This window comes from Streptomyces sp. NPDC007896 (genome assembly GCF_042959425.1).
Lineage (GTDB): Bacteria > Actinomycetota > Actinomycetes > Streptomycetales > Streptomycetaceae > Streptomyces.
The window spans coordinates 1052998-1079875 of the sequence record NZ_JBIBKX010000001.1; the positions used below are offsets into that span (position 1 = coordinate 1052998).

Annotated in this window: 19 protein-coding genes and 1 pseudogene; 4 read left to right on the forward strand and 16 right to left on the reverse strand. The window is 71.3% G+C overall.

Translation table 11 applies throughout. The features are described from left to right. Window positions 1–8: 8 nt before the first annotated feature. The 4 genes from ACFZDJ_RS04825 to ACFZDJ_RS04840 form a co-directional block, all read right to left on the reverse strand. Window positions 9–1322, reverse strand: a complete 1314-nt coding sequence (locus tag ACFZDJ_RS04825; protein ID WP_390927467.1) for a CNNM domain-containing protein — start codon at window positions 1320–1322, stop codon at window positions 9–11. Further along, a complete protein-coding gene (gene ybeY, locus ACFZDJ_RS04830) occupies window positions 1319–1816 on the reverse strand; it encodes an rRNA maturation RNase YbeY (protein WP_054235448.1) in 498 nt (165 codons plus the stop codon). The genes ACFZDJ_RS04825 and ybeY overlap by 4 nt, the downstream gene beginning before the upstream one ends. A 13-nt stretch (window positions 1817–1829) precedes the next feature. Further along, window positions 1830–2897 (reverse strand): PhoH family protein, encoded by a 1068-nt coding sequence (locus ACFZDJ_RS04835; RefSeq protein WP_168508601.1) that lies wholly within the window; start codon window positions 2895–2897, stop codon window positions 1830–1832. Between the two features lie 194 nt (window positions 2898–3091). After that, window positions 3092–4201 (reverse strand): carbohydrate kinase family protein, encoded by a 1110-nt coding sequence (locus ACFZDJ_RS04840; protein ID WP_384905562.1) that lies wholly within the window; start codon window positions 4199–4201, stop codon window positions 3092–3094. A 278-nt stretch (window positions 4202–4479) separates the two neighbouring features. Here ACFZDJ_RS04840 and ACFZDJ_RS04845 point away from each other — a divergent pair, with 278 nt between their 5' ends. Beyond that, window positions 4480–5793 carry an MFS transporter gene (locus tag ACFZDJ_RS04845; RefSeq protein ID WP_391056112.1) on the forward strand — a complete coding sequence of 438 codons (1314 nt, stop codon included), beginning with the start codon at window positions 4480–4482 and terminating at the stop codon, window positions 5791–5793. 16 nt (window positions 5794–5809) lie between these two features. Here the strand turns inward: ACFZDJ_RS04845 and ACFZDJ_RS04850 are convergent, their stop codons facing one another. The 10 genes from ACFZDJ_RS04850 to hrcA all read right to left on the reverse strand — a co-directional run bounded on the left by ACFZDJ_RS04850 (window position 5810) and on the right by hrcA (window position 16805). Continuing rightward, the gene (locus tag ACFZDJ_RS04850) at window positions 5810–6802 is read right to left on the reverse strand and encodes an adenosine deaminase (protein WP_391056114.1); all 993 of its coding nucleotides are present in this window, start codon (window positions 6800–6802) and stop codon (window positions 5810–5812) included. Window positions 6803–6871: 69 nt separating this feature from the next. Beyond that, the gene (locus ACFZDJ_RS04855; protein ID WP_391056117.1) at window positions 6872–7777 is read right to left on the reverse strand and encodes a ribonuclease Z; all 906 of its coding nucleotides are present in this window, start codon (window positions 7775–7777) and stop codon (window positions 6872–6874) included. 6 nt (window positions 7778–7783) lie between these two features. After that, window positions 7784–8137: an HIT domain-containing protein gene (locus ACFZDJ_RS04860; RefSeq protein WP_390927461.1), complete on the reverse strand. Its 354-nt coding sequence runs from the start codon at window positions 8135–8137 to the stop codon at window positions 7784–7786. Between the two features lie 158 nt (window positions 8138–8295). Further along, window positions 8296–11544, reverse strand: coding sequence for a S41 family peptidase (locus ACFZDJ_RS04865; protein ID WP_391056120.1), 3249 nt, complete (start codon window positions 11542–11544; stop codon window positions 8296–8298). 45 nt (window positions 11545–11589) lie between these two features. Further along, window positions 11590–12171 carry a hypothetical protein gene (locus ACFZDJ_RS04870; RefSeq protein ID WP_390927457.1) on the reverse strand — a complete coding sequence of 194 codons (582 nt, stop codon included), beginning with the start codon at window positions 12169–12171 and terminating at the stop codon, window positions 11590–11592. Window positions 12172–12282: 111 nt separating this feature from the next. Then, window positions 12283–12675 (reverse strand): VOC family protein, encoded by a 393-nt coding sequence (locus ACFZDJ_RS04875; protein ID WP_168508606.1) that lies wholly within the window; start codon window positions 12673–12675, stop codon window positions 12283–12285. A gap of 24 nt (window positions 12676–12699) precedes the next feature. Then, a complete protein-coding gene (locus ACFZDJ_RS04880) occupies window positions 12700–13449 on the reverse strand; it encodes a 16S rRNA (uracil(1498)-N(3))-methyltransferase (RefSeq protein WP_390927455.1) in 750 nt (249 codons plus the stop codon). Further along, the gene (locus ACFZDJ_RS04885) at window positions 13446–14534 is read right to left on the reverse strand and encodes a nitronate monooxygenase (protein ID WP_391056122.1); all 1089 of its coding nucleotides are present in this window, start codon (window positions 14532–14534) and stop codon (window positions 13446–13448) included. The genes ACFZDJ_RS04880 and ACFZDJ_RS04885 overlap by 4 nt, the downstream gene beginning before the upstream one ends. 111 nt (window positions 14535–14645) lie before the next feature. After that, window positions 14646–15782 (reverse strand): molecular chaperone DnaJ, encoded by a 1137-nt coding sequence (gene dnaJ, locus ACFZDJ_RS04890; RefSeq protein WP_101405225.1) that lies wholly within the window; start codon window positions 15780–15782, stop codon window positions 14646–14648. Further along, window positions 15783–16805 carry a heat-inducible transcriptional repressor HrcA gene (gene hrcA, locus ACFZDJ_RS04895; protein WP_075032705.1) on the reverse strand — a complete coding sequence of 341 codons (1023 nt, stop codon included), beginning with the start codon at window positions 16803–16805 and terminating at the stop codon, window positions 15783–15785. It abuts the gene before it with no gap. A 226-nt stretch (window positions 16806–17031) separates the two neighbouring features. Here hrcA and ACFZDJ_RS04900 point away from each other — a divergent pair. Together ACFZDJ_RS04900 and ACFZDJ_RS04905 are read left to right on the forward strand one after the other, a co-directional pair. After that, a pseudogene (locus ACFZDJ_RS04900) lies at window positions 17032–17748 on the forward strand (MBL fold metallo-hydrolase); the annotation flags it as partial. Between the two features lie 160 nt (window positions 17749–17908). Then, the gene (locus tag ACFZDJ_RS04905; RefSeq protein WP_168508609.1) at window positions 17909–18712 is read left to right on the forward strand and encodes a DUF3097 domain-containing protein; all 804 of its coding nucleotides are present in this window, start codon (window positions 17909–17911) and stop codon (window positions 18710–18712) included. 255 nt (window positions 18713–18967) lie between these two features. Here the strand turns inward: ACFZDJ_RS04905 and hemW are convergent, their stop codons facing one another. Together hemW and ACFZDJ_RS04915 are read right to left on the reverse strand one after the other, a co-directional pair. After that, window positions 18968–20200, reverse strand: coding sequence for a radical SAM family heme chaperone HemW (gene hemW, locus ACFZDJ_RS04910; RefSeq protein WP_391056127.1), 1233 nt, complete (start codon window positions 20198–20200; stop codon window positions 18968–18970). A gap of 64 nt (window positions 20201–20264) precedes the next feature. Beyond that, on the reverse strand, window positions 20265–22586 hold the full coding sequence (locus tag ACFZDJ_RS04915; RefSeq protein WP_391056129.1) for a SpoIIE family protein phosphatase: 2322 nt from the start codon (window positions 22584–22586) through the stop codon (window positions 20265–20267). A gap of 205 nt (window positions 22587–22791) precedes the next feature. On the opposite strand from ACFZDJ_RS04915, the gene ACFZDJ_RS04920 reads away from it, so the two are divergent. After that, window positions 22792–26868, forward strand: a complete 4077-nt coding sequence (locus ACFZDJ_RS04920; protein WP_391056849.1) for a HAMP domain-containing protein — start codon at window positions 22792–22794, stop codon at window positions 26866–26868. Window positions 26869–26878 lie beyond the last annotated feature (10 nt).

Sequence of the window (26878 nt, forward strand, 5' to 3'; positions counted from 1 at the left end):
CGACGGCATCACTCGGACTTCTTCTCCTCCTCGGACGGCTCCGGGTCCACCGGGCCGACCGGCTCGACGAGCACCGTGACGATCTTGTTCCGGCGCCCGGCCGCGGCCTCCGCCGTCAGCCGCAGCTCGCGCCCGTCGGGCAGCTCGACCACCGAGGAGGCACCGGCGATCGGAACCCGCCCGAGTGCCTTCGCCAGCAGTCCGCCGACCGTCTCCACGTCCTCGTCGTCGTACGCCTCGAAGCCGTACAGCTCACCGAGGTCGCCGATGTCGAGACGGGCGGTCACCCGGTAGCGGTCGTCGCCGAGCTCCTGGACGGGCGGCAGTTCCCGGTCGTACTCGTCGGTGATCTCCCCGACGATCTCCTCGAGGATGTCCTCGATGGTGACGATGCCGGCCGTACCGCCGTACTCGTCGATGACGACGGCGACGTGGATGCGCTCCTGCTGCATCTCGCGCAGCAGGTCGCCCGCGTTCTTGGTGTCGGGCACGAAGGTCGCGGGCCGCATGGCCGTGGACACGAGCTCGGACTCGGCGTCGCGGCTGATGTGCGTCTTGCGGGCCAGGTCCTTCAGGTACACGATCCCGACGACGTCGTCCTCGCTCTCCCCCGTGACGGGGATGCGCGAGAAGCCGGACCGCAGCGCCAGGGTGAGGGCCTGACGGATGGTCTTGTACCGCTCGATGACGACGAGGTCGGTCCTCGGCACCATCACCTCTCGTACGAGGGTGTCGCCCAGCTCGAAGACGGAGTGCACCATGCGGCGCTCCTCGTCCTCGATCAGCGACTCCTTCTCGGCGAGGTCGACCAGCGCGCGCAGCTCGGCCTCGGAGGCGAACGGACCGCGCCTGAAGCCCTTGCCGGGCGTCAGCGCGTTGCCGATGAGGATGAGGAGGGGCGGGATCGGGCCCATGATCCTGGCCAGCGGCAGCAGGACGTACGAGGCCGCCGTCGCCGTGTTCAGCGGGTGCTGGCGGCCGATGGTGCGCGGCGAGACGCCCACGGCGACGTACGAGACGAGGACCATGACCCCGATGGCGACGACGAGCGCCTCCCAGGTCTGCTCGAACTCCTTCAGGCAGGCGTAGGTGACGAGCGCGGCGGCGGCCATCTCGCAGGCCACGCGCACCAGCAGTGCCACGTTCAGATAGCGGGTCGGATCGGCGGCGACCTGGGCGAGCTTGGCACTGCCGCGCCGCCCGGACCGTACGGCCTCCTCCGCGCGGAAGCTGGAGACACGCGCGAGGCCCGCCTCCGCACAGGCGGCGAGCCAGGCGACCACGACCAGGGCGATGGCGCCGATGACGAGCTGAGGACTCATGAAACGGTCGGGGCCGGCGAGGGGCCCGTCATGCCCTTCTCCGCGCGCCAGCCGTCCACGATGGCGGCCTGGAGACCGAACATCTCGGCCTTCTCGTCCGCCTCCTCGTGGTCGTAGCCGAGCAGGTGCAGCACTCCATGGACGGTGAGGAGGTGCAGTTCCTCGTCCATGGAGTGCTGCGTGGGAGCTTCCTTGCCCTGCCGCTCGGCGACCTCCGGACAGAGCACGATGTCACCGAGGAGTCCCTGCGGGGGCTCGTCGTCGTCCTTGGACGGCGGCCGCAGCTCGTCCATGGGGAACGACATCACGTCGGTGGGCCCCGGAAGGTCCATCCACTGGATGTGGAGCTGTTCCATGGCGTCGGCGTCCACGACGATCACCGAGAGTTCGGAGAGCGGGTGGATGCGCATCCGCGCGAGTGCGTAGCGGGCGATGTCGAGGATCGCCTGCTCGTCGACCTCGGTTCCGGACTCGTTGTTGACGTCGATCGACATGGTGCTCGCTTGTCTACTTCCCCTTGTGGCCGGCTTTGCCGCGGCTCTTGTGGGAGCCGTTCTCGGTGCCGTTCTCGCTGTCGTACTTCTCGTACGCGTCGACGATACGGCCGACCAGCTTGTGCCGTACGACATCGTGGGACGTGAGCCGCGAGAAGTGGACGTCGTCGAGGCCCTCCAGGATGTCCTGGACCTGGCGCAGGCCCGACTTCGTCCCGTTCGGGAGGTCGACCTGTGTCACGTCGCCCGTGACCACGATCTTCGACTCGAAGCCGAGACGGGTGAGGAACATCTTCATCTGCTCGGCGCTCGTGTTCTGGGCCTCGTCCAGAATGATGAAGGCGTCGTTGAGGGTGCGACCACGCATATAGGCGAGCGGCGCGACCTCGATGGTTCCCGCCGCCATGAGCCGCGGGATGGAATCGGGGTCGAGCATGTCGTGCAGCGCGTCGTAGAGGGGCCGCAGGTAGGGGTCGATCTTCTCGTAGAGCGTGCCGGGCAGGAAGCCGAGCCGCTCGCCCGCCTCCACCGCGGGGCGGGTGAGGATGATCCGGTTGACCTGCTTGGACTGGAGCGCCTGTACGGCCTTCGCCATCGCGAGGTACGTCTTGCCGGTGCCGGCGGGGCCGATGCCGAAGACGATGGTGTGCTTGTCGATGGCGTCGACGTACCGCTTCTGGTTGAGCGTCTTGGGTCGGATGGTGCGGCCGCGCGAGGACAGGATGTTCTGCGTGAGCACTTCGGCAGGGGTTTCCTGACCGTCGCCCTCCCCGTTCTCGCTCGCCCTGAGCATGGCGATCGAGCGTTCCACTGCGTCCTCCGTCATCGGCTGCCCCGTGCGGAGCACCAGCATCATCTCGTCGAACAGGCGCTGGACGAGAGCGACTTCACCGGCGTCGCCGACCGCACTGATCTCATTGCCCCGGACGTGGATGTCGGCCGCCGGGAAGGCCTTCTCGATCACGCGTAGCAGCGCGTCTCCGGAACCCAGCACGGTCACCATGGGGTGCTTGGCCGGGACGGTGAAGTGCGCTCGTGCCTGCCCCTGAGCGGGGCTGTGAGCTGTGGGTGTCTGAGTCATGGGCCGGCTCTGTAGGCCTGCTTTTCCTCCTTGATCGGCACGCTTGCCACGGGGGCAGCCTTGCGCCTCCAAGGGTACGACGGTGGGGTGACAGTGCCGTAGGGCTTTTCGGCGCGGGTTCGGGAGCCGGGGCGGGGGTCGGGACGGGGCCCGCCCCGGGGACGGGACGGGCAGGGGCGGCGGGGCGAGGAGCGTCAGGCCGACCGGCGGAAGCCGATGGTCGGAACCGCCCGCCGCAGCGGCCACGGGCGGGTCACCTCCGGGAGCAGGCTCTCCAGGAAGGCGTACCGGCGCAGCGCGGCCGGATCCTGGTCGTCGACCGACTGGACCCGGCGCCACCACGCCGCGATCTCGGCCCAGCCGGGCGCCGAGAGGGAGCCGCCGAACTCCTGGACGGAGAGCGCGGCGGTCAGCCCGGCGAAGGCGAGCCGGTCGGCGAGCGGCCAGTCGGCGAGGGTGCCCATCACGAACCCGGCGACGAAGACGTCACCGGCACCGGTGGGATCGAGGGCCTCCACGGCGATCGCGGGGACCTCGGCGGTCTCCCCGGTACGGCCGTCCACGGCGTACGCGCCCTCGGCGCCGAGGGTGACGACGGCGAGTGGCACGTGCTCGGTCAGCGCGTGCGCGGCGGCCCGCGGGCAGTCCGCCCCCGTGTACCGCATCGCCTCGTCCGCGTTCGGCAGGAACGCCTCGCAGTACTCCAGGTCCGCGAGCCCGGCCAGGTCCCAGCGCCCGGTGTCGTCCCAGCCGACGTCCGCGAAGATCCGGGTGCCCGCACGCGCGGACTCGGCGATCCAGTGCGCGCGTGTGCCGGGCGTCAGCGAGGCGATGGCGGCCCGCGCGCGGGGGGCGTGTTCCGGCGCCGGCTCCTCCGGCGGCGGCTCGTGCCCGTGGCTGACCATCGTCCGCTCGCCCTCGTACGCCATCGACACGGTGACCGGCGAGTGCCAGTGCGGCACGGTGCGCGACGGGGCGAGGTCGATGCCCTCGCCCTGTTCCAGGGCGTCCCAGCAGTACTCCCCGTAGTGGTCGTCCCCGAAGGCCGCCGCCAGGGAGGTCTTGAGGCCGAGGCGGGCGAGCGCGGTCGCCATGTTGGCGACGCCGCCGGGGCTCGACCCCATCCCGCGGGCCCAGGACTCGGTGCCGCGCACCGGGGCGGTGTCGAGCCCGGTGAAGATGATGTCGAGGAAGACGGTGCCGGTGAGGTAGACGTCCCAGGGCGGGTCCTGAGGGGTGCGCAGACCGGCGAGCGGGTCGACGTGCGCCTGGCAGTTCGGTCGCTCTCCGTTGGCCTCGATCACGGTGCGCTCCCTGAGGTGGTGCGGATTCAGGCCAGTGTGCACCAAACGGCACACGGCACGGCGCCGGTCGAGGCCGGAGCGGACCGGTCGACGGCCGGGTGAAGCCAGCTCATTTACCCCGCCCCTGCCAACACAAACAGAACGTGACCCGGATCACACCTCCCCGTCTACGTCGCACCCCCACCCGCTTGATACAAATTGCCCGCGCGTTCCTGTCCGTCGACAGCCGCCCAACCCCCCCTTATCGAGCCGCTCTTTCGCATGCCCTGGGAACGCCCGTGTCCGCCCGCACCACCACGCCCTGGCCCCTCGTCGCCCTTTTCACGGCCGGGTACCTCGCCCCGTACCTGCTCCCGACCACCGTCGGCCGGCTGAGCGCGGGTCTCCCCCTCTCCGCCACCGAGGCCGGTTCCATCGGCAGCGCCCTGCTGCTGAGTTCGGCGACGGCGGGCTTCCTGCTCGCGTCCCGCGTGGACCGCTTCGGCCCCCGCGGACTCGCCCGCGCCGGCCTGCTCCTGGCCGCCGCCGGCTACGGCACCGCCGCCCTCACGACGACCATCCCCCTGGTCGTCCTCGGCGCGATCGTCGGCGGCCTCGGTTCCGGCACGATCACCACCGTCGCCGCCACCGGGATCGCCGGCCAGCGCGACCCCCACCGCACCACCACCCTGGGCCTGCTGGGCGTCTCCGCCCTCGCGGGCGCGCTGTATCTGACGATCCCCCACCTGGGGCCGGGCCACGGCCACCCCCTCGCCGCGATCGCCGTTACCGCGCTGCTCGTACTGCCCGTGACCCGCCGCCTCCCGACCGCCGGGGCCCCCGAGGCCCCCCACACCCCCTCCGCCCGCGCCCTCCGCGCCACCGCCGCTCCCCTCCCCCACCGCCGCGCCGGTCTCGTCCTCGCCGCCGCGATGCTCTGCTGGTCCCTCGCCCAGAATTCACTCTGGGGTGTCAGCGGCCGGATCGGTCTGCAGCAGGCGGGGTTGACGGAGGTGACCGTCGGCGCGGTCTTCGCGGTGGCGCTCGGCGCGGGGCTGCTCGGGGTGATCGGCGCGGGCGCACTCGGCCAGCGCCTGGGCCGGGCGCTGCCCATCGGCGCGGGCACGGCCCTGATCGCCGGATGCATCGCACTGAGCGCGGCGGCCACCGATCTGACGTCCTTCGCGACGGGCGAGATCGCCTGGAACACGGTCTACCCGGTCGTGCTCTCCTACGTCATCGGCCTCGCCGCGTCCCTGGACCGGCGCGGCCGGTGGGCGGTCCTGGTCGGTTCCGCCTCCTCGCTCGGCACGGCGTGCGGCCCGCTCGCGGGCAGCCTGCTCTCCGCACGGGTGGGTTACCCGGGGATGGGTGTGATCCTGGCCCTCGGCCTGCTCCTGATCACCGCCCCGATGACCGCCGTGGCCCTGCGCACCCGGCGCACCGCCCCGCTCCCGCAGGAGCACCCGGTCGTGGAGATCCCGGTCGTGGAGATCCCGGTCGTGGAGATCCCGGTCGACGCCGTCCCGGCGCCCCGGACGGCCTACGACACGGCAGGACCCCGGCAGGCGACCGCGGGAGCGGCGGCCGGACCGGGGCCCGGAAGCAAGTAGTCCCGCCGGACAGGCCCTAGCCGAACTCGTACGCCTCGACCTCGGCGAGGTAGCGCGCCCGCCGCTCCTCGTCGTGCTCCAGGAAGGACGCCACGAACGAGTTGCGGGCCAGCTCCCGCATCCGCTCCCGGTCCAGTCCGAGCGCCTCGTGCACGGCGTGGAAGGTGTCGCCGATGTACCCGCCGAAGTACGCGGGGTCGTCGGAGTTGACCGTGCACAGCAGCCCGGCGTCCAGCATCGCGGGCAGCGGGTGGTCCTCCAGGACGTCCACGGCGCGCAGCCGTACGTTCGACAGCGGGCAGAGCGTCAGCGGCACCCGGTCCCGTACGAGCCGCTCGACCAGCTCGGGGTCCTCCATGCAGCGCAGCCCGTGGTCGATGCGCTCGACGCCGAGCACGTCCAGCGCCTCGGTGATGTACGCCGGCGGCCCCTCTTCGCCCGCGTGGGCGACGCGCCGCAGGCCGAGCGCGGCGGCGGCCTCGTAGACCTCGCGGAACTTGACCGGCGGGTGCCCGACCTCGGCGGAGTCGAGGCCGATGCCGACGATCCGGTCGAGGTAGGGCTTCGCGGCCTCCAGGGTCTCGAGCGCCGACTCGGCGGACTCGTCACGCAGGAAACACATGATCAGCTGGGTGGAGACGCCGTGTGTCTCCTCGCTGCGGGAGAGCGCGCGGTGCAGCCCCTCGACGACCGTCCCCATGCCGACGCCCCGGGCGATGTGGGCCTGCGGGTCGAAGAAGATCTCCGCGTGCCGTACGCCCTGCGCGGCGGCCCGTGCGAGGTAGGCGTCGGCGAGGTCGGCGAAGTCCTGCTCGGTCCGCAGGACGGCCATGAGCTCGTAGTACAGGTTCAGGAACGACTGGAGGTCGTCGAAGAGATACGCCTTGCGCAGCTCCTCGGTGTCCGCGTACGGGAGCGTGACGCCGTTGCGCGCGGCGAGCTCGAAGGCCAGCTCGGGTTCGAGGGTGCCTTCGATGTGGAGGTGCAGTTCCGCTTTGGGGAGGGGCATCGAAATATCGTACGGGTGTGTACCGACGATCTCGTGCGACGACGCCTCATCGACTCGTACGAGGACTGCTCATCGCCGCTTCGGCACCGGCACCCGCACGAGGTCGTGCGCCACGGTCAGCTCCCCCTCGAACCCGGCGGCCCGGGCCTGCCGCTCGAACTCGTCCGGTTCGGAATATCGCTGGCTGAAGTGCGTGAGCACGAGATGCCGTACGCCCGCGTCCCGCGCCACCCGGCCCGCCTGACCGGCCGTCAGGTGACCGTGGTCGACGGCGAGTTGGTGATCCCCGTCCAGGAACGTCGACTCGATGACGAGGAGGTCGCAGCCCTCGGCGAGGGCGTCCACGCCCTCGCACAGCCGCGTGTCCATGACGAACGCGAACCGCTGTCCGCGCCGCTCCTCGCTCACATCGTCGAGCGAGACCCCGCCGAGCGCGCCCTCGCGCTGGATCCGCCCGACGTCCGGCCCCTTGATCCCGTGCTCCGCGAGCAGCTCGGGCAGTATCCGCCGGCCGTCCGGCTCGACCAGCCGGTAGCCGAAGGACTCCACCGGGTGGGAGAGCCTGCGGGCCTCCAGGGTGTACGAGGGGGTGGTCGCGAGCACCCCGTCCGCCTCGACCGGTGCCTCGGTCAGCTCGACGGTCTCGCGGTAGGCCGTGGCGTACCGCAGCCGGTCGAAGAAGCGCCGCCCGGAGCGCGGGTAGTGCGCGGTCACCTCGTGCGGGACACGGTCGAGGTTGATGCGCTGGATCACCCCGGCGAGGCCGAGTGAGTGGTCGCCGTGGAAGTGGGTGACGCAGATGCGGTGCAGGTCGTGCGCGGCGACCCCGGCCCGCAGCATCTGCCGCTGGGTGCCCTCACCGGGGTCGAAGAGCAGGCCCTCCCCGTCCCAGCGCAGCAGATAGCCGTTGTGGTTGCGGTGCCGGGTGGGGACCTGGCTGGCGGTGCCGAGGACCACCAGTTCACGTACGGACAAGGTCGCTTACCCCGGCGGCCACTGCATGCCGCGACCGCCCAGGAGGTGGGCGTGCGCGTGGAAGACGGTCTGGCCCGCGCCGCCGCCCGTGTTGAACACGATGCGGTAGCTCTCCAGCTTCTCCTCGGACGCCACCTCGCCGGCCTCGCGCAGTACGTCCGCGGCGATGGCGGGCTCGGCTGCCGCGAGGGAGGCCACGTCCGGGTGGTGCACCTTGGGGATGACCAGGATGTGCGTGGGCGCCTGGGGGTTTATGTCGCGGAAGGCGACGGTCGTGTCCGTCTCCCGGACGACGTTCGCGGGAACGTGCCCCGCGACGATCTTGCAGAACAAGCAGTCGTCCTGCGGTTCTCCCGTCATGCGTGTGCTCCTCACGCCGTGTGATCAGTACGCTCCGCATGCTATCGGCAGCATGGGTGAGTCCGTCCGACCGCCCTGAAGAGGCGGGTGGGCGGGGAAGTCGGCCGCGGAGCGGCTGACCGGGTGCCCTTGGGCGACGGCACCCCGTCAAACCTCCGTCAACCAAGCTCGGGCAGCGCCGGTGCCGTCTTCGCCGGGTTCTCCGCGAGCGCGGCCAGCGCGATGCGGATCGCCTCGTCGAGCTGCGTGTCGCGCCCGGCCGCGTAGTCCTGCGGCGCCTGGACGACCTCGACGTCCGGGTCGACACCGTGGTTCTCCACGCCCCACCCGTAACCGTCCAGCCAGAACGCGTACTTGGGCTGGGTGACGAGGGTGCCGTCGACGAGCCGGTACCGGCTGTCGATGCCGACGACCCCGCCCCACGTCCGTGTCCCGACGACCGGCCCGATGCCCAGCGCCTTGATCGCCGCGTTGACGATGTCGCCGTCCGAGCCGGAGAACTCGTTGGCGACGGCGACGACCGGTCCGCGCGGCGCGTCCTCCGGATAGCTGTACGGCCGCATCCCGCGCGGCAGGTCCCAGCCCACGATCCGTCGCGCGAGCTTCTCCACGACCAACTGGGAGGTGTGGCCGCCGCGGTTCTCCCGGACGTCCACGACCAGCCCCTCCCTGGCCACCTCGATCCGCAGGTCGCGGTGGATCTGGGCCCAGCCGGGCGCCTGCATGTCGGGCACGTGGAGATAGCCGAGTCTGCCGCCCGACTGTTCATGGACATAGGCGCGCCGGTCCGCCACCCAGGCGTGGTAGCGCAGCGGCTCCTCGTCGGCGAGCGGGACGACGACGGCGTGCCGCGGATCGCCGCCGCCCGACGGGGAGACGGTCAGTTCGACCGGCTTGCCCGCGGTGCCGACGAGCAGCGGCCCGGGTCCGGCCACCGGGTCCACCGGCTGCCCGGCGACCGCGACGATCGCGTCCCCCGCGCGCACCGCGACGCCGGGCGCGGCGAGCGGCGCCCGCGCGTCCGGGTCGGAGGTCTCCGAGGGGAGGATCCGGTCGATACGCCAACTGCCGTCCTCATGACGGGAGATGTCCGCCCCGAGCAGTCCCTGCGCCCGGTCGCCGCCGCCCCAGCCGCCGCGCGGGGTGACGTACGCGTGCGAGGTGCCGAGCTCCCCCTGCACCTCCCACAGCAGGTCGACGAGGTCGTCGTGGGTGGCGACCCGTTCGAGCACCGGCCGGTAGCGGTCCAGCACGCCTTCCCAGTCGACCCCGCCCAGGTCGGGCCGCCAGAAGTTGTCGCGCATGAGGCGGCCGGTCTCGTCGTACATCTGACGCCACTCGGCGGCCGGGTCGACGGTCTGGCGGACCCGGGAGAGGTCGACGGTGATGTTCGTGTCGCTCTCGTCGTCGTTCGAGGCGCGACGGTCGCTGGGGACGACCTTGAGCTTGCCGTCGGTCCACAGCAGGACGCGTTTGCCGTCGCCGCTGACGGCGAAGTGCTCGGCGTCGGCGGCGAGGTGCTCGACGCGCTGCTGAGCGAGGTCGTACCGCTCCAGTTCGGTCTTCGGGTCCGGGTCGTCCGGGGTGGCGCGGGAGGCGCCGAGGACTCCGACGACCGGGTGGCGCAGCCACAGCAGCCCGTCCTTGGCGGCGCGCAGGGTCGAGTAGCGGGCCGCCTCGACGGGGAACGGAACGATCCGGTCGGCGAGTCCGTCGAGGTCGATACGGGTGGTGGGGGCGCCCTCGCTGTCGGGCGTCTCGTCCTTGTCGGGTGCCTCGAAGGGGCGGCCGTGGCGCTGCGGTCCGAAGGGGGACGGGGTGGTCGCGGCCAGGGTGATCAGATGCGGCCGGGAGCCCCCGACGAACGCGAGGTCGAAGACATGTTCGTCGTAGACGGGGTCGAAGGAGCGGGCCGAGAGGAAGGCGAGGTGCTTGCCGTCGAGGGTGAACGCGGGCGCGTAGTCGCGGAAGCGGAGCGGGGTGGCCTCGGTCACCGACAGGTCGGCGGTGTTGGCCAGCTTGAGCTGGCGCAGCGGGCGCGGGCCGGGGTGCGACCAGGCGAGCCAGGCGGAGTCCGGCGAGAAGACGAGCCCGGAGACCTCGCCGTCCTCGCTCCGGTCGACCTCCCGCACCTCCCCGGTCTCCCGCTCGACGAGCAGCACTCGTCCGTCGTGCGAGGCGACGGCGGCGCGGCTGCCGTCGGGTGCCATGGCGAGCCCGAGGACCCGTCCCAGCTGTCCGGCGGCGAGCCGGCGCGGGGTCGCTCCGGGCGCGAGACCGGTCGCCGGGGCGAACTCCAGCGCGTCGTCGCCCGCCGCGTCCGTCACCCACACCACGTACTCCTCGCCCTCCACCCGGAAGGCGCGGGGCAGCCGGGCGCGTACACCGGGCCGGGCGGCGAGCGCGCGGGCCGGTCCGGAGCGGTGGGTGACCCAGTGGACGGCGCCGCGCACGGAGACCGCGCTGCCGCGTCCGGTGTGGTCGGGGGCGGCGGCCGAGAACCAGCGGGAGGCGCTCACGAGGTGCGGCTGCAGGTCGACGCGCTGTCCGCCGAGCCGCAGGTCGAGCCGGCGCGGCTCGGCGCCGTCCAGGTCGTCCAGGAGCCACAGTTCACCGGCGGACGCGTACACGACCCGGGCGCCGTCGGTCGCCGCGTGCCGGGCGTAGAAGCCGTCGATCGGCGTGTGGCGGCGCAGATCGGAGCCGTCGGCGAGGGAGGAGTAGAGCGCTCCGACGCCCTCGTGGTCGGAGAGGAAGGCGACGCGCTCTCCCACCCACAGGGGGTATTCGAGGTTCCCGTCCAGGTCCTCGTGCAGCCGTACGAACTCGCCGGCCCCCGCCCCGTCGCCGCCGGCCCTGTCGATCCACAACTTGCCCGCCGTGCCGCCCCGGTACCGCTTCCACCAGGCGGCCTCGCGCCCCATGGGAGCGGACAGCAGCAGCACACCCGGGTCGCCGTGGACCACATCACCGACCGGCCCGTACGGCAGGGTGGTCGCGGGGCCCCCGTCGAGCGGGACGGCCCGGGCCCAGCTGCGGCGCAGGCTGGCCTGACCCTGGGTGCTGAGCGCGAGCACGCGCCCGTCCGGGGTCCAGCCGCGCACCTGGGTCTTCGAACTCCCCCAGTACGTCAGCCGCGTGGACGGTCCGCCCTCCAGGGGCGCGGCGTGCACCTCGGGCGCTCCGTCGCGCGTCGACGTCCAGGCGACGGTCGTACCGTCCGGGGAGATGCGGGGGTGGTTCACCGGCATGTTGTCGGCGCTGACCCGCCAGGCGCGACCGCCGCCGTCGAGGGGGGCGACCCAGACGTCGTCCTCGGCGGTGAAGGCGACCAGCTCGCCGTGCAGATGCGGAAACCGGAGATACGCGGGCGATACCGACGACGCGGACGATGCAGACTGAGTCACCCGATCACCCTATGCAGGGACAGCTCGGCCCGACAGGGGTTTGGATCACTTGCCCTGGGCGGGCCAGCAGGTGGGATCGCCCTTGCACCACATGGTCTTCGTCACGGTGACGGTGGTGGTGGGGCCCGGACGGTGGTAGGTGGGCGCGCCGTAGGTGGGGGGTGTGTACGAAGGCGTGCTCGGGGCGTTGCAGTTGCCCAGTACGTTCACGTGGAACCACTGCTTGCCGCCGACCTTGGCCGTCAGGTCCCCGCGGACGCACTTGCCCTCGACCTCACGGGTGACCTTCCCGGTGATGGTGATCTCCCGCCGGTCCTTGGTCTGCCCCCGGCAGTCCACCTCCACCACGGAGGGCGTGGAACTCGAGGCCGACGGTGTGTGTCCCGGGGTGTAGGCCTTGTTCCCGCCGCCGTACGACCCGGTGCAGCTCAGGTACTGCACGTCGACATGCTGCCGCTGGAGCTCCGCGGTCCCGGCCCGGTCGGTCGTGTACGCCACCGCGGAGGCGCTCAGGCCACCGACCGGTTCGCACGCGGCCACCCCGAAGGCGCTCACCACGGCGAGCCCGGCGACCATCGGTCCCCGACGGCCCGTCACCAGTCGCCTCACCACTCGTCGAATACGCATCAATGCCCCCATAGACGGCAGAGTGCCACTGTCCCGGGCGTCGCGGTAGACCCCATACGGCCACTACACACCTGCGTGCGCCCCCGTCGAACGCATATGCGTGAAACTGTGTCAGGTCCGCAGGAGGAGCCACTCCTGAAGTTCCACCAGATTGCCCTCGGGGTCCTTGAGGTGGGCGACCCGCATCCGGTCCGTCATGAAGTCCGGGCCGTGGACGAGGACGGCGCCGCGCGAGGTGATGGCCTCGCAGTAGGAGTCCAGGTCGTCGACGCGCAGGACCACCAGGGAACGGTGGCCGCTCGCCGAGTCGCCCAGTTCACCCAGTATCCGGGCCATCATCGCGCGGTCCTGGAGCGCGATGCCCGCCGAACCGACGGTGGGACTGAACTTCTCGTACGGTCCTTCGGTCGCGCCCGACTGGGGCTTGAGGCCGAGAACCTCGGCGTAGAAGCGGTAGCAGACCGGGAAGTCCGAGACGAGCAACCGTACTTGGGCGAGTTCCAAGGCGTCCCCCGTGCGTGCGCGCGGTCAGGACCAGCGGCCGGTCCGCGCCATCAGCAGCGCGGTCGCCACCGTCCCGGCGGTCGATGTACGCAGCACGGTACGCCCCAGGTGGCACGTCTTCGCGCCCGCCCCGGTGAACAGCTCGATCTCCTCGGGGGAGATCCCGCCCTCGGGGCCGACCACCAGCACGATCTCGCCCGAGGTGGGGAGTTCGGCCGTCACGAACGGCTCGGTGCCGACCTCCGTGTCCTCGTGCAGCACCGCCGCGAAGTCGGCACTGGCCAGAAGTGCGGCAACCTGCTTGGTCGTCGCCGCGTCCGCGACCTCCGGGAAACGCACCCGGCGCGACTGCTTGCCGGCCTCCCGGGCCGTGGCCCGCCACTTGGCGAGCGCCTTCAGACCCCGCTCGCCCTTCCACTGGGTGATGCAGCGGGAGGCGGCCCAGGGGACGATCGCGTCGACGCCGGTCTCGGTCATGGTCTCGACGGCCAGCTCGCCCCGGTCGCCCTTGGGAAGCGCCTGGACGACGGTGACACGAGGCTCCTCCACCGGCTCCTCGGCCACGGAGTCCATCTGGACGATCAGGCGGTCCTTGCCCTCGGTGGCGACGACCACACACTCGGCCCACCGCCCGGCCCCGTCCGTGAGGACGACGTCCTCACCAGGGTTCAGCCGCTTCACGGAGACGGCGTGGCGCCCCTCCGGGCCGTCGAGCACGTACCGTCCGCCGCTGCCCGCCTCGAAGTGCTCGACCACGAACACCGGTGCCGTCATCGGACCTCACCCCCCGCTTCCCCGGCGGCCGACAACGCTGTCCTGGCCGCCTCGAGCTCCGCGCTCAGCACCTCCACCAGCTGCCCGGCGGGCAGCTCGCGCGCCATGCGGTGCCCCTGCCCCGCCCACAGCGCCATGCCCTGCGCGTCACCCGCCTTGGCGGCCGCCTTGCGCAGCGGGGAGGTGAGGTGGTGGACCTCCGGGTACGCGGCGGGCGCGTACGGGCCGTGCTCACGCATGAAGCGGTTCACCAGGCCGCGCGCCGGCCGCCCGGAGAACGCGCGCGTCAGCTCCGTCCGTACGAACAGCGGGTTGGTCAGCGCCTGCTTGTGCACGGCGCCCGCGCCGGACTCCGGGGTGGCGAGGAACGCGGTGCCGAGCTGTGCCGCGTTCGCGCCCGCGGCGAGCACCGCGGCGATCTGGCTGCCGCGCATGATGCCGCCGGCGGCGATGATCGGAATGTCCACGGTCTCGCGGACCTGCGCGATCAGCGACAGCAGCCCGATACCCGTACCGTCCGTCTCCGGGTTGTCGCGGTGGGTGCCCTGGTGGCCGCCCGCCTCCACACCCTGCGCGATGACCGCGTCGGCGCCGGCCCGCTGGACGGCGAGGGCCTCCTCGGCCGTGGTCGCGGTGATCACGGTGAGTGTGCCGGCACGGCGCAGGGAGTCCAGGACGTCGGGGCTCGGGATGCCGAAGTGGAACGAGACCACCGGTACCGGGTTGTCGTGGAGGACGGCGAGCTTGGCGTCGTAGCCGTCGTCACGACCGCTGTCCGGTTCACCGAGTGCGGTCTCGTACCAGGAGGACTCGCCCGCGAGCTGGTGGGCGTAGACCTCGACCGCGGCGGGGTCCGCGTACTCGGGCTGCGGCATGAACAGATTGACCCCGAAAGGGCGGCCCGTGAGCCCGCGCAACTGCTTGATCTCCTGGTACATGCCGTCGGCGGTCTTGTACCCGGCGGCGAGGAACCCGAGCCCGCCCGCCTCGGACACGGCGGCCGCGAGATGCGGGACGGAGACGCCGCCCGCCATGGGGGCCTGCACGATCGGGTGAGGGAAGAGATCGGTCAGTGCGGTGGACATGACGGCATGTTGTCACGTCCTCCGAACAAGTCCGAATCGGGCCTTCCGCCTGGCATAGGCCACCAGGATGGCCGGTCGAGCGCCTGGGGGCGGAGCCCCCAGGCATACCCGTCAGCGACCGTTGAACGCGTCCTTCAGGCGCGAGAACAGACCCTGCTGCCCGGGCTGGAACTGCCCGGTGGGCCGCTCCTCCCCCCGCAGCTGCGCCAGCTCCCGCAGCAACCGCTCCTGCTCGGGATCGAGCTTCGTGGGCGTGGTCACCTCGACATGCACGATGAGGTCACCCCGGCCGCCGCCGCGCAGATGCGTGACACCCCGCCCGTGCAGCGGGATCGACTGCCCGGACTGCGTGCCCGGACGGATGTCGACCTCCTCAAGACCGTCGAGGGTCTCCAGCGGCACCTTGGTGCCGAGCGAGGCCGCGGTCATCGGAATGGTCACCGTGCAGTGCAGATCGTCCCCGCGCCGCTGGAAGGTGGAGTGCGGCAGCTCGTGGATCTCGACGTAGAGGTCACCGGCGGGACCGCCACCGGGCCCGACCTCGCCCTCGCCCGCGAGCTGGATCCGCGTGCCGTTGTCGACACCGGCGGGGATCTTGACGGTCAGCGTGCGACGCGACCGGACCCGCCCGTCACCGGCGCACTCGGGGCAGGGAGTCGGGACGACGGTCCCGAAGCCCTGGCACTGCGGACACGGCCGGGAGGTCATGACCTGCCCGAGGAAGGACCGCGTGACCTGGGACACCTCACCCCGCCCGCGACACATGTCACAGGTCTGGGCCGAGGTACCCGGCGCCGCGCCCTCACCGTTGCAGGTGGCGCAGACGACGGCCGTGTCGACCTGGATGTCCTTCGTCGTCCCGAAGGCCGCCTCGTCCAGCTCGATCTCGAGCCGGATCATGGCGTCCTGGCCACGCCGCGTACGCGACCGCGGACCGCGCTGCGACGCCGTACCGAAGAAGGCGTCCATGATGTCCGAGAAGTTCCCGAACCCACCGGCGCCGAAGCCGCCCGCACCGCCGCCGCCCGACTGGGACAGCGGGTCGCCGCCGAGGTCGTAGACCTGCTTCTTCTGCGGGTCCGACAACACCTCGTACGCGGCGTTGATCTCCTTGAACCGCTCCTGCGTCTTCGGATCGGGATTGACGTCCGGGTGCAGCTCGCGTGCGAGCCGCCGGAATGCCTTCTTGATCTCGTCCTGGGACGCGTCGCGGCGCACGCCGAGTACGGCGTAGTAGTCCGTGGCCACTTACGACTCCGCCAGGATCTGTCCGACGTACCGTGCCACTGCGCGTACCGCTCCCATCGTTCCCGGGTAATCCATGCGGGTCGGGCCGACCACGCCGAGTTTGGCTACTGCCTCGCCGCCCGAACCGTAGCCGACCGAGACCACGGACGTGGAGTTGAGTCCCTCATACGCGTTCTCGTGACCGATTCGCACGGTCATGCTCGAATCCCCGGCCTCACCAAGCAACTTGAGAAGCACGACCTGCTCCTCCAGCGCTTCGAGCACCGGCCGGATGGTGAGAGGGAAGTCATGTCCGAAGCGCGTCAGATTGGCGGTTCCGCCGATCATCAGCCGCTCCTCGGTCTCCTCGACGAGCGTCTCCAGAAGAGTGGAGAGCACCGTCGCGACCGTACCCCGGTCCTCCGCCTCGAACGCGTCCGGGAGGTCCTGCACGAGCTGCGGGACGTCCGCGAAGCGACGGCCCGCGACCCTGCTGTTGAGCCGGGCCCGCAGATCCGCGAGAGACGTTTCTCCGAACGGGGCCGGGCAGTCGATCATGCGCTGCTCGACCCGCCCGGTGTCCGTGATCAGCACGAGCATCACACGAGCAGGGGCGAGGGAGAGCAGCTCCACGTGCCGCACGGTCGATCTCGTCAGCGACGGATACTGCACGACGGCGACCTGCCGGGTCAGCTGCGCGAGCAGCCGCACCGTCCGCCCGACGACGTCGTCGAGGTCGACCGCGCCGTCCAGGAAGTTCTGAATGGCCCGCCGCTCGGGCGCGGTCATCGGCTTGACGCCGGCGAGCTTGTCGACGAAGAGCCGGTAGCCCTTGTCGGTGGGGATCCGCCCGGCGCTGGTGTGCGGCTGGGCGATGTACCCCTCGTCCTCCAGGGCCGCCATGTCGTTGCGGACGGTGGCCGGGGAGACCCCCAGCCGGTGCCGCTCGGTCAGCGCCTTGGACCCGACCGCGACCGGCTCGTCGGTGCCGACATAGTCCTGGACGATGGCGCGCAGCACTTCGAGCCTGCGTTCACTGAGCATCGCGCACACCTCCAGCTGTCGACCCCTCGGCGCCTCGCTTGGCACTCAGCGCGTGCGAGTGCCAGCATTCCCCGGCCCAGTGTACGGCCGGTGGGTACGGCCCCGGCAAGGGCGGCCCCGCGATCTTGTGCAAGGTGCACGGACGTACACCGACGTGTCCCGTGATGTCACACCGTCCCTGCCCGCGATGTCGTACCGTCCACGCCCTCAGCGCTAGCGTCGGCGTATGAAGGTGACTTGGGAAGAGTCCGGGTGGGAGGAGCTGACGCCGCGGGTCGGGCGGCGGCGGCTTCCGGTCTGGGACTGCACGGTCGGGCTGGTCGTGAGCGAGGGAGGGGCGCTGATCGTCGACGCGGGGTCGAGCCTCGCGGAGGGCGCACGGTTGCGCGGGGAGGCGCAGACGCTCGCCGGCCGCCGTGTGACCTTCCTCGCGCTCACCCACCCCCACTTCGACCATGTCTTCGGCGCGGCGGCGTTCGCGGGCGCGGAGGTCCTCGTCGCGGGCGGCTCGGCCGAGGTGTACGAGTGCGGGCGCGAGGGGCTGTACGCGGACGCGGTGCGGTGCGGGCTGGACGCGCGGGCGGCGGAGGAGGCGGCGGACACCCTGGTGCTTCCCCGGAATTACGTGTGGGGCACCTGGCATCTCGAGCTGACCGGCGGCGTCGAGGTCCTGCTGGTGCGGACGGGCGCGGGCCACACCGCCCACGACCTCGTGGTCGTGGTGCCGGGCGAGCCGACGGTGGTGTTCTGCGGCGACCTGGTCGAGGAGTCCGGCGAGCCCCAGGCGGGCCCCGACGCCGTACCGTCGCGCTGGCCCGGGGCCCTCGACCGGTTGCTCGCCCTCGGCGGGGAGGACGCGCTGTACGTGCCCGGTCACGGGGCGGTCGTGGACGCCGGGTTCGTGCGGTCCCAGCGGGACGCGTTGGCCGCGCGTTTCGGCGTGCCGGGTTCCGCCACGCCCGGATTCACCACGCCCGGATTCACCACGCCCGGATTCGCCACGCCCGGATTCGCCACGCCGGGTTCCGCCACGCCCGGTTTCGACGCGTCGGATTTCGGCGTGTCGCGGTGAGCGCCGCCGGGCTTCTCCTATCGTCATCCGAATGCGCCAGTACTCTCCGGACCTGACTCCGCCGTGGAAGAAGCCCAAGCCCGTGCCGGAGGTTCCGGCGGAGCCGGGCCTGGTGGTCGAGGAGCCGGCTACCGGCTTCTGCGGTGCGGTGATCCGCTGCGAGGCGGGCACGGTGACACTGGAGGACCGCTTCGGCAAGCACCGCGTGTTCCCGCTGGAACCGCGCGGCTTCCTCCTGGAGGGCCGGGTGGTCACTCTCACCCGCCCCTCCGCCACCGCCGTCCGTCCCACCCGCACGGCCTCCGGTTCGGTGGCCGTCCCCGGCGCGCGGGCCCGGGTCGCCCGTGCCGGCCGGATCTACGTGGAGGGCCGCCACGACGCCGAGCTGGTAGAACGGGTCTGGGGAGACGATCTGCGCATCGAGGGCGTCGTGGTCGAGTACCTGGAGGGCGTCGACGACCTGCCCGCGATCGTGGCGGACTTCTCGCCCGGGCCGGACGCCCGCCTCGGCGTCCTCGTCGACCACCTGGTGCCCGGCAGCAAGGAGTCCCGTATCGCGGCGTCGGTCACGAGCGAGCACGCCCTGGTCCTCGGCCATCCCTACATCGACATCTGGGAAGCCGTGAAGCCGTCCTCCGTAGGCATCCCGTCCTGGCCCCGGGTCCCCCACGGGCAGGACTGGAAGACCGGCGTCTGCCGCGCCCTCGGCTGGCCCGAGAACACCGGCGCCGCCTGGCAGCACATCCTGTCCCGCGTCCACTCCTACAAGGACCTGCAGCCGGAGCTCCTGGGCCGAGTGGAAGAACTCATCGACTTCGTCACAGCCCCCCACTGACCAACCGATCCTCGCCCCCTCCGCCCCTACCCTCCCCCAAGCTCTCGGCTTCGCCCTGGAACACCGGACGACCCGAGGTCTTCAGGGACGCGGGGAACTCCGCGCCCAGCCCCCACCAGCCCGCGGCCGAAAAACTCCACACAGCCAGGGATCCGCGGCGCAGCCCCGATGCCCCAGGGGCGCGGGGAACTGCGCGACCAGCCCCCACTCGCCCGCAGAAGAAGAACACCACCGGGGTCTGGGGGCGCAGCCCCCTCAGTCCACCAGGTCTCTTACCACCGCGTCCGCCAGCAACCGCCCCCGCAACGTAAGCACGGCCCGCCCCTCGCCATACGGCCCGGCTTCGAGCAACCCCTCCGACAACGCACGCCCCGCCGCCGCAAGCCCCTCCACCCGCAGCAGCGACAACGGACACCCCTCCCGAAGCCTCAGCTCGAGCAGAATCCGCTCCACCCGCCGGTCTTCCTCCGAGAGCAGCTCACGCCCCGCCCCCGGCGACCGCCCCGCCGCCAACGCCCCCGCATACGCCCCGGGATGCTTCACGTTCCACCACCGCACCCCGCCCACATGGCTGTGGGCCCCGGGCCCGGCCCCCCACCAGTCGGCGCCCCGCCAGTACAGCTCGTTGTGCAGGCACCGCCCGGCGGCGGAAGTGGCCCAGTTCGACACCTCGTACCAGTCGAACCCCGCCCCGGACAGCACCTCGTCGGCGATCAGATACCGGTCCGCATGCACATCGTCGTCCGTCATCGGCACCTCGCCCCGCCGGATACGGCGGGCGAGCTGCGTCCCCTCCTCGACGATCAGCGCGTACGCGGAGACATGGTCGGGCCCGGCACCGAGCGCGGCGTCGAGCGAGGCCCGCCAGTCGTCGTCGGACTCACCGGGCGTGCCGTAGATCAGGTCGAGGTTCACATGCTCGAACCCGGCCGCACGCGCCTCCGCGACACACGCCTCGGGCCGGCCGGGGGTGTGCGTACGGTCGAGCACCTTGAGGACGTGCTGCCGGGCGCTCTGCATGCCGAAGGAGATCCGGTTGAACCCTCCGGTCCTGAGCGTCTCCAGATACCGCGGATCAACCGACTCCGGGTTCGCCTCGGTCGTGATCTCCGCGTCGTCCGCGAGCCCGAACTCGTCCCGGAGCGCCCCCAGCATCCGTACGAGGTCATCGGCGGCCAGCAACGTGGGCGTACCGCCGCCGACGAACACCGTACGGACGGGTCGCGGGTCGTCGCCGAGGACCTTCCGGGCGAGCCGGACCTCGTCGATCAGCGTCTCCGCGTAGTTGTCGCGGGAGGCGAGCACGCCTCCGGTGCCCCGCAGCTCGGTCGCCGTGTAGGTGTTGAAGTCGCAGTAGCCGCAGCGGGTCGCGCAGTACGGCACGTGGAGGTAGAAACCGAGGGGGCGCTCGGCGGCTCCGGCCAGGGCGTGCGCGGGCAGCGCCCCGTCGTCGGGGACGGGCTCACCGTCGGGAAGTGCGGAAGGCATGCCTTCCATTGTCCCGTACCCGGCCGCATACCCCTTTCCAGCCGCTCGCCTGCCGTTTCTCGGTCTATTCCGTCCACTCCGCCTGCAGCACCAACAACGCCAGGTCGTCCTCCGGCGGCTTGCTGCCGAACTCGTGCACGAGCCGCCGGATCCGTTCCGCGACGAGCTCGGCACTCAGCCCCGTACAGCCCGCGAGAGCCTCCGCGAGCCCTTCGTCGTCATCGAACTGGCGGGGCCCGCTGCGGCGCTCCGTCACCCCGTCGGTGACACACAGGACGGTGTCGCCGGGGTACAGGTCGAAGGTCTCGGAGACGTAGGTCGCGTCCTCGAAGACACCGAGGAGGGTCTGCGGCTCGGCCACCTCCCGTACGTCGCCGTCGGGGCCGAGGATCAGCGGCAGCGGGTGCCCTGCGGAGGCGAGGGTGCAGCGTACGCCGCCTTCGAAGGGCACCAGCTCGCCGTACAGCATGGAGAGGAAACGGGTCTGCGGACCCTCGTCGGGGCCGAGACCCGGCCCGCCCGTCGCCACCAGCGCACGGGCCGCAGCGTCCGCCGCCTCCGTCGCGTCGTCGAGGAGGAGCTGGTTGAGGCGGTCGAGGACGTCCGCGACGTGGTAGCCCTCGCGGGCCAGCAGTCGCACCCAGGGCCGGGCGAGGCCGATCACGACGGCGGCCTCGGGCCCCTTGCCCTGGACGTCGCCGAGGACGAAGCACCAGCGCCCGTCGCCCGCGGGGAACAGGTCGTAGAAGTCACCGCTGGGTCCGCCCTTGTCGAGCGGCTCGTACACGAGGGCACTGCGCACCCCGGGGATCTCGGCGACCGCGCCGGGCAGCAGGCCCCGCTGGAGGACCCGGCTGATGGTGGCCTGGCGCGCGTACTGGCGGGCCGCGCCGATGGCGAGGGCGATCCGCCGGCTGAGGTCCTCGACGAGCCCGGTGATCTCGTCGGGGAAGGCGGCCAGTCCGGCCCGGCCGATGACGAGGGTGCCGAGCGGCCGGCCGCCCGCGATCAGCCGGTACGCGAGCGCCGCCCCGCTCACCCCGCCCGCGTCCCCCGTCTGCCCCGCGCCCAACGCCTCTCCCGGTCCTAACGCCTCCCCCGGCCAGGGCACCGGCACCGCCCGGGACCGCACCGAGTCCGGCAACCGTGGCGGATCCTTCTCCAGGGCCCGCCGCAGCTCCTCGATCCGGTTCTCACTGCCGTGCCAGACCCGGGCGAGCCGGGGTCCCAGGGCCAGCCCGAGCCCACCCGCCCGGTCGGTGGCCTCGTCCTCCAGCCATACGGCACACCAGTCGGCGAGCCGCGGTACGAGGAGCTGTCCGGCGAGCGCGGCGACGAGGTCCTCGTCGAGCTGCCCGGCGAGCAGGTCGGAGGCCTCGGCGAGGAAGGAGAGGGCGCCACGGTTGAGCCAGTCGCCGTCCTGTCGCGGCCTCTGCCGCGGTCCGGGGGCGACCGTCTCACCGACCGGCCCCGTCTCCCCGACCAGTCCCGTCTCCCCGACCGGCCCCGTCTCCCCGAGCAGTCCCGTCTCCCCGACCAGTCCCGTCTCCCCGACCAGTCCCGTCCCGCCCTGCAGTCCGATTCCGCCCTGCAGTCCGATTCCGTCGGCCAACCCCGAACCGGCGGACAGCCCCGCGGCGTCCGTCATTCCCGGCCCGACACCCATCCCCCTGTCGACACCGAACCCACCACCCACACTCAACCCACGCTCAACGCCCAACCCACCACCAACACTCAGCCCGCCTTCAACACTCAGCCCGCCTTCAACACCCAACTCACCCTCGACACCCAACCCGCTCTCGACACCCAACCCGCCTTCAACGCCCAACCCACCCCGGACGCCCAGCCCCTCGTCGACGCTCAGCCCCCCGTCCACGGGCAGCCGCGCCCACACCGTCTTGACCCCGGTCCGATACGTGATCCCCCACGCCTCCGACAGGGAGGCGACCAACCGCAGCCCCCGCCCGTACTCCGGTATGCCGTACGCCCGTTCGGCCGACTCCTCGCGTACCGCCCGCGAGGGATGGTGGTCGGAGACCTCGACGACCACCGCGCCCACCGCACCGCCGTCGGTGATCTCCAGCCGGCACAGCAGCTCGACGTCGGTGCCCGCGTGCACGACGGCGTTGGTGACGAGTTCGCTGACGACCAGGACGGCGTCCTCGGCGAGGCGCTCGCGGACGATCTCGGCGCCGGGCAGGGCGAGTTCCCCCCAGTCGGCGAGCGTCTCGCGCACCATGCGGCGGGCGGCGCCGGGCGCGAGCGGAGTGCCCGGCAGCGCGGCGCGCGCCATGGCTTCCTGACCCACGCGGTAGTGCGCGGGCGTACCAGGGGCAAGCGCCGTGGAGTCCGGTTGCGACTCCCGTTGCGTCGGAATGGCCCCCACTGTGCGGCTCCCTGAGCAGTTCGGACGAATACGCCTCAGGCGACACGGACAGAGTGACAGACTGGCCACGCCCATAAGCGCCGAGTTACCGAAGTGGGCCGCCATGAGTGAGAACAGTGCTACGCGTGTGCTCGAAGACGGACAGATTCGGGCATTCGACGACGGCCGGATCCCGGCGTCCGATCTGCGTCCGCTGCTCGCCGCGATGACCGCCGCGCGGGACGGTGACTTCACCAAGGTGCCGGAGACGGGGCACGGCCTGGTGGCCGACCTGACCGCGGCGTTCAACCAGATCATCGACCGCAGCACCCACTTCAACACGGAAGCGCAGCGGGTACGACGGGAGCTGGTCCGGCACGGACGGCTCGACGAGCGGCTGTCGGCGAGCCCGGGCCAGGGCAGTTGGACGACCCGGGTCAATGACGTGAACCAGCTGCTCGACGCCCTGGTGGCGCCCGCCGCGAACGCGACGCGCGTCCTGGACGCGGTGGCCGGCGGCGACCTCACCCAGCGGGTCGACCTGCACGACGGCAACCGTCAGCTCAGAGGCGATCTGAGGAGGTTGGGGCGCGCCGTCAACAAGATGGTCGATCAGCTCTCCCTCTTCACGGGCGAGGTGACCCGGGTCGCGCGCGAGGTCGGCACCGAAGGCCGTCTCGGCGGGCGCGCCAAGGTGCAGGGCCTGTCGGGCAGTTGGCGCGATGTGACCGAGGCGGTCAACACGATGGCGTCCCGGCTGACCGCCCAGGTCCGTGACATCGCCCTGGTGACCACGGCGGTGGCGCGCGGCGACCTGACCCGTACGGTGACGGTCGAGGCGACCGGTGAGCTGCTCGAACTGAAACTCACCGTGAACACGATGGTCGACCAGCTGTCCGCCTTCGCCGACGAGGTCACCCGCGTCGCCCGCGAGGTCGGCACCGAAGGGCAACTGGGTGGCCGCGCCCAGGTCAGAGGCGTCTCGGGAGTCTGGAAGGACCTCACCGACAACGTCAACTTCATGGCATCGAACCTGACGTCCCAGGTCCGCAACATCGCCCAGGTCACCACGGCCGTCGCCAACGGCGACCTCAGCCAGAAGATCACGGTGGACGCGAAGGGCGAGATCCTCGAACTCAAGTCGACCATCAACACCATGGTCGACCAGCTCTCCGCCTTCGCCGACGAGGTCACCCGCGTCGCCCGCGAGGTCGGCACCGAGGGAAACCTCGGCGGGCGGGCCCAGGTCAGAGGCGTCTCCGGCGTCTGGAAGGACCTCACGGACAACGTCAACTTCATGGCGGACAACCTGACCTCGCAGGTCCGCAACATCGCCCTCGTCTCCACGGCCGTCGCGCAGGGCGATCTCGGCAAGAAGATCACGGTCGAGGCGAAGGGCGAGATCCTCGAACTCAAGTCGACCATCAACACCATGGTCGACCAGCTCTCCGCCTTCGCCGACGAGGTCACCCGCGTCGCCCGCGAGGTCGGCACCGAGGGAAACCTCGGCGGCCAGGCCCAGGTCAGAGGCGTCTCGGGAGTCTGGAAGGACCTCACCGACAACGTCAACTTCATGGCCCTGAACCTGACCTCCCAGGTCCGCAACATCGCCCAGGTGACGACGGCCGTCGCGAACGGCGACCTGTCGAAGAAGATCACGGTCGACGCCCGCGGCGAGATCCTGGAGCTGAAGGACACCGTCAACACGATGGTGGAGCAGCTGCGGGCCTTCGCCGACGAGGTGACCCGGGTGGCCCGCGAGGTCGGCACCGACGGGCGGCTGGGTGGACGAGCCCAGGTTCTCGGCGTCTCCGGCGTCTGGCGGGATCTGACCGACAACGTCAACTACATGGCCGACAACCTCACTTCGCAGGTGCGGAACATCGCGCAGGTCGCCACCGCCGTGGCGCAGGGAGACCTCTCGAAGAAGATCGACGTGGACGCCCGCGGCGAGATCCTCGAACTGAAGACGACCATCAACACGATGGTCGACACGCTCTCCTCCTTCTCCTCCGAGGTCACCCGGGTGGCCCGCGAGGTGGGTTCGGAGGGCCAACTCGGCGGTCAGGCACGGGTCGAGGGCGTGTACGGCACCTGGAAGCGCCTCACGACCAACGTCAACGAACTCGCCTCCAACCTGACCACCCAGGTCCGCGCGATCGCCGAGGTGGCCTCCGCGGTGGCCCAGGGCGACATGTCCCGCTCGATCACCGTGGAGACGCAGGGCGAGGTCGCCGAGCTGAAGGACAACATCAATCTGATGGTGGCCAACCTCCGCGAGACGACCCGCGCGAAGGACTGGCTGGAGTCGAACCTCGCCCGCCTCGCCGCGCTGATGCAGGGCCACCGGGACCTGATGGAGGTCGCCGACCTGATCCTGCGCGAGCTGACCCCGCTGGTGAACGCGCAGTACGGCGCCTTCTTCCTGGCCGACCCGGAGGAGGACGGGGCCTCCCTCCACACCGCCGTCCCCGCCAAGGGACTCGCCTTCATCGCCGGATACGGCTCGGCGCAGGGCGCCACGGTCGACACGGGCGGCATGCCGGTGCACGGCCTGGTCCGGCAGGCGGCCCGCGAGAAGAAGCGGATTCTCGTCGAGGAGGCCCCGCCGGACTACATCAAGATCAACAGTGGTCTGGGGGAAGCCGCCCCCGCCAGCGTCGTCATCATCCCGATCCTCTTCGAGGACAAACTCCTCGGCGTGATCGAGCTCGCCTCCTTCTCCCGCTTCTCCGACGTCCATCTGGCCTTCTTCGACCAGTTCGTGAACACCATCGGCGTGGCCATCAACACGATCATCGCCAACTCCCGTACGGAGTCCCTGCTCGGCGAGTCCCAGCGTCTCGCCATCCAGCTCCAGGACCGCTCGGACGAACTCCAGTCGCAGCAGGCGGAGCTGCAACGCTCGAACGCCGAACTGGAGGAAAAAGCGGCGCTCCTGGCGACGAGCTCGCAGTACAAGTCGGAGTTCCTGGCGAACATGTCGCACGAGCTGCGCACCCCGCTGAACTCGCTGCTGATCCTGGCCCGGCTGCTGTCGGACAACCCGGACGGCCGTCTCTCCGACCAGGAGGTGCAGTTCGCGACAACGATCCACCGCTCGGGATCGGACCTCCTTCAGCTCATCAACGACATCCTCGACCTGTCGAAGATCGAGGCGGGCCGTATGGACGTACGCCCGAAGAAGCTCCCCCTGATCAAACTCCTCGACTACGTCCACGCCACGTTCCGCCCGCTCACCCTCGACCGGGGTCTCGCCTTCGAGGTGACGGTCGGGGAGGACGTACCGCGGGAGATGTACTCGGACGAGCAGCGGCTCCAGCAGATCCTGCGCAACCTGCTCTCCAACGCGATCAAGTTCACCGCGACCGGCCGGGTCGAACTGCGCGTCAACCGCCTCAAGGACCCCGACCACGCCTTCACCCGGGAGAACAGCGACGACGTGATCGCCTTCGCCGTCTCCGACACCGGCATCGGAATCGCCGCGGAGAAACTCCCGGTGATCTTCGAGGCGTTCCAGCAGGCCGACGGCACCACCAACCGCAAGTACGGCGGCACCGGCCTCGGCCTGTCCATCAGCCGGGAGATCGCCGGGCTCCTCGGCGGCCGCATCATCGCGGAGAGCGCCCCCGGCAAGGGTTCCACCTTCACGCTGTACGTCCCTGTCATCAGCCCCGGCCACACGGCGACCGGCCCCGCCCCGGAGGACGACCGGCCGCTCGTGCCCGAGCAGCTGTCCACCGAGCCGTACACCTCCCACGACACCGACGACTCCTGGCCCACCCCCACCAAGCTGGAGGCGTGGAAGGCCGGCCGGGCGGGTCAGGTCCTGCCGGGGCGGCGGGTGCTGATCGTGGACGACGACATCCGCAACGTCTTCGCGCTCACCCATGTCCTGGGCCGCGTAGGCATGCCCGTTCTGTACGCGGAGAACGGCCGCGAGGGCATCGAGACCCTGGAGCGCAACCCCGACGTGCAACTCGTCCTGATGGACATCATGATGCCGGAGATGGACGGCTACGAGACGATCTCCGCCATCCGCCGCACCCCCCGCTGGACGGGCCTGCCGATCGTCGCCCTCACCGCGAAGGCGATGCCGGGAGACCGCGAGAAGTCCATCGCGCGCGGTGCCAACGACTACGTACCCAAGCCGGTGGACGTCGATCAGCTGCTCACGGTCGTCTGCGCCCTCCTCGACCCGGAGAGCGTGAACGACGCGGAGCAGGACGACTCCGAAGGATCCGTTGTTCCGGGGCCGAGCACATCGTCCGAGGAGGCCGCGGCCCCGCCGACGACCGAATGAGGACAGTCAC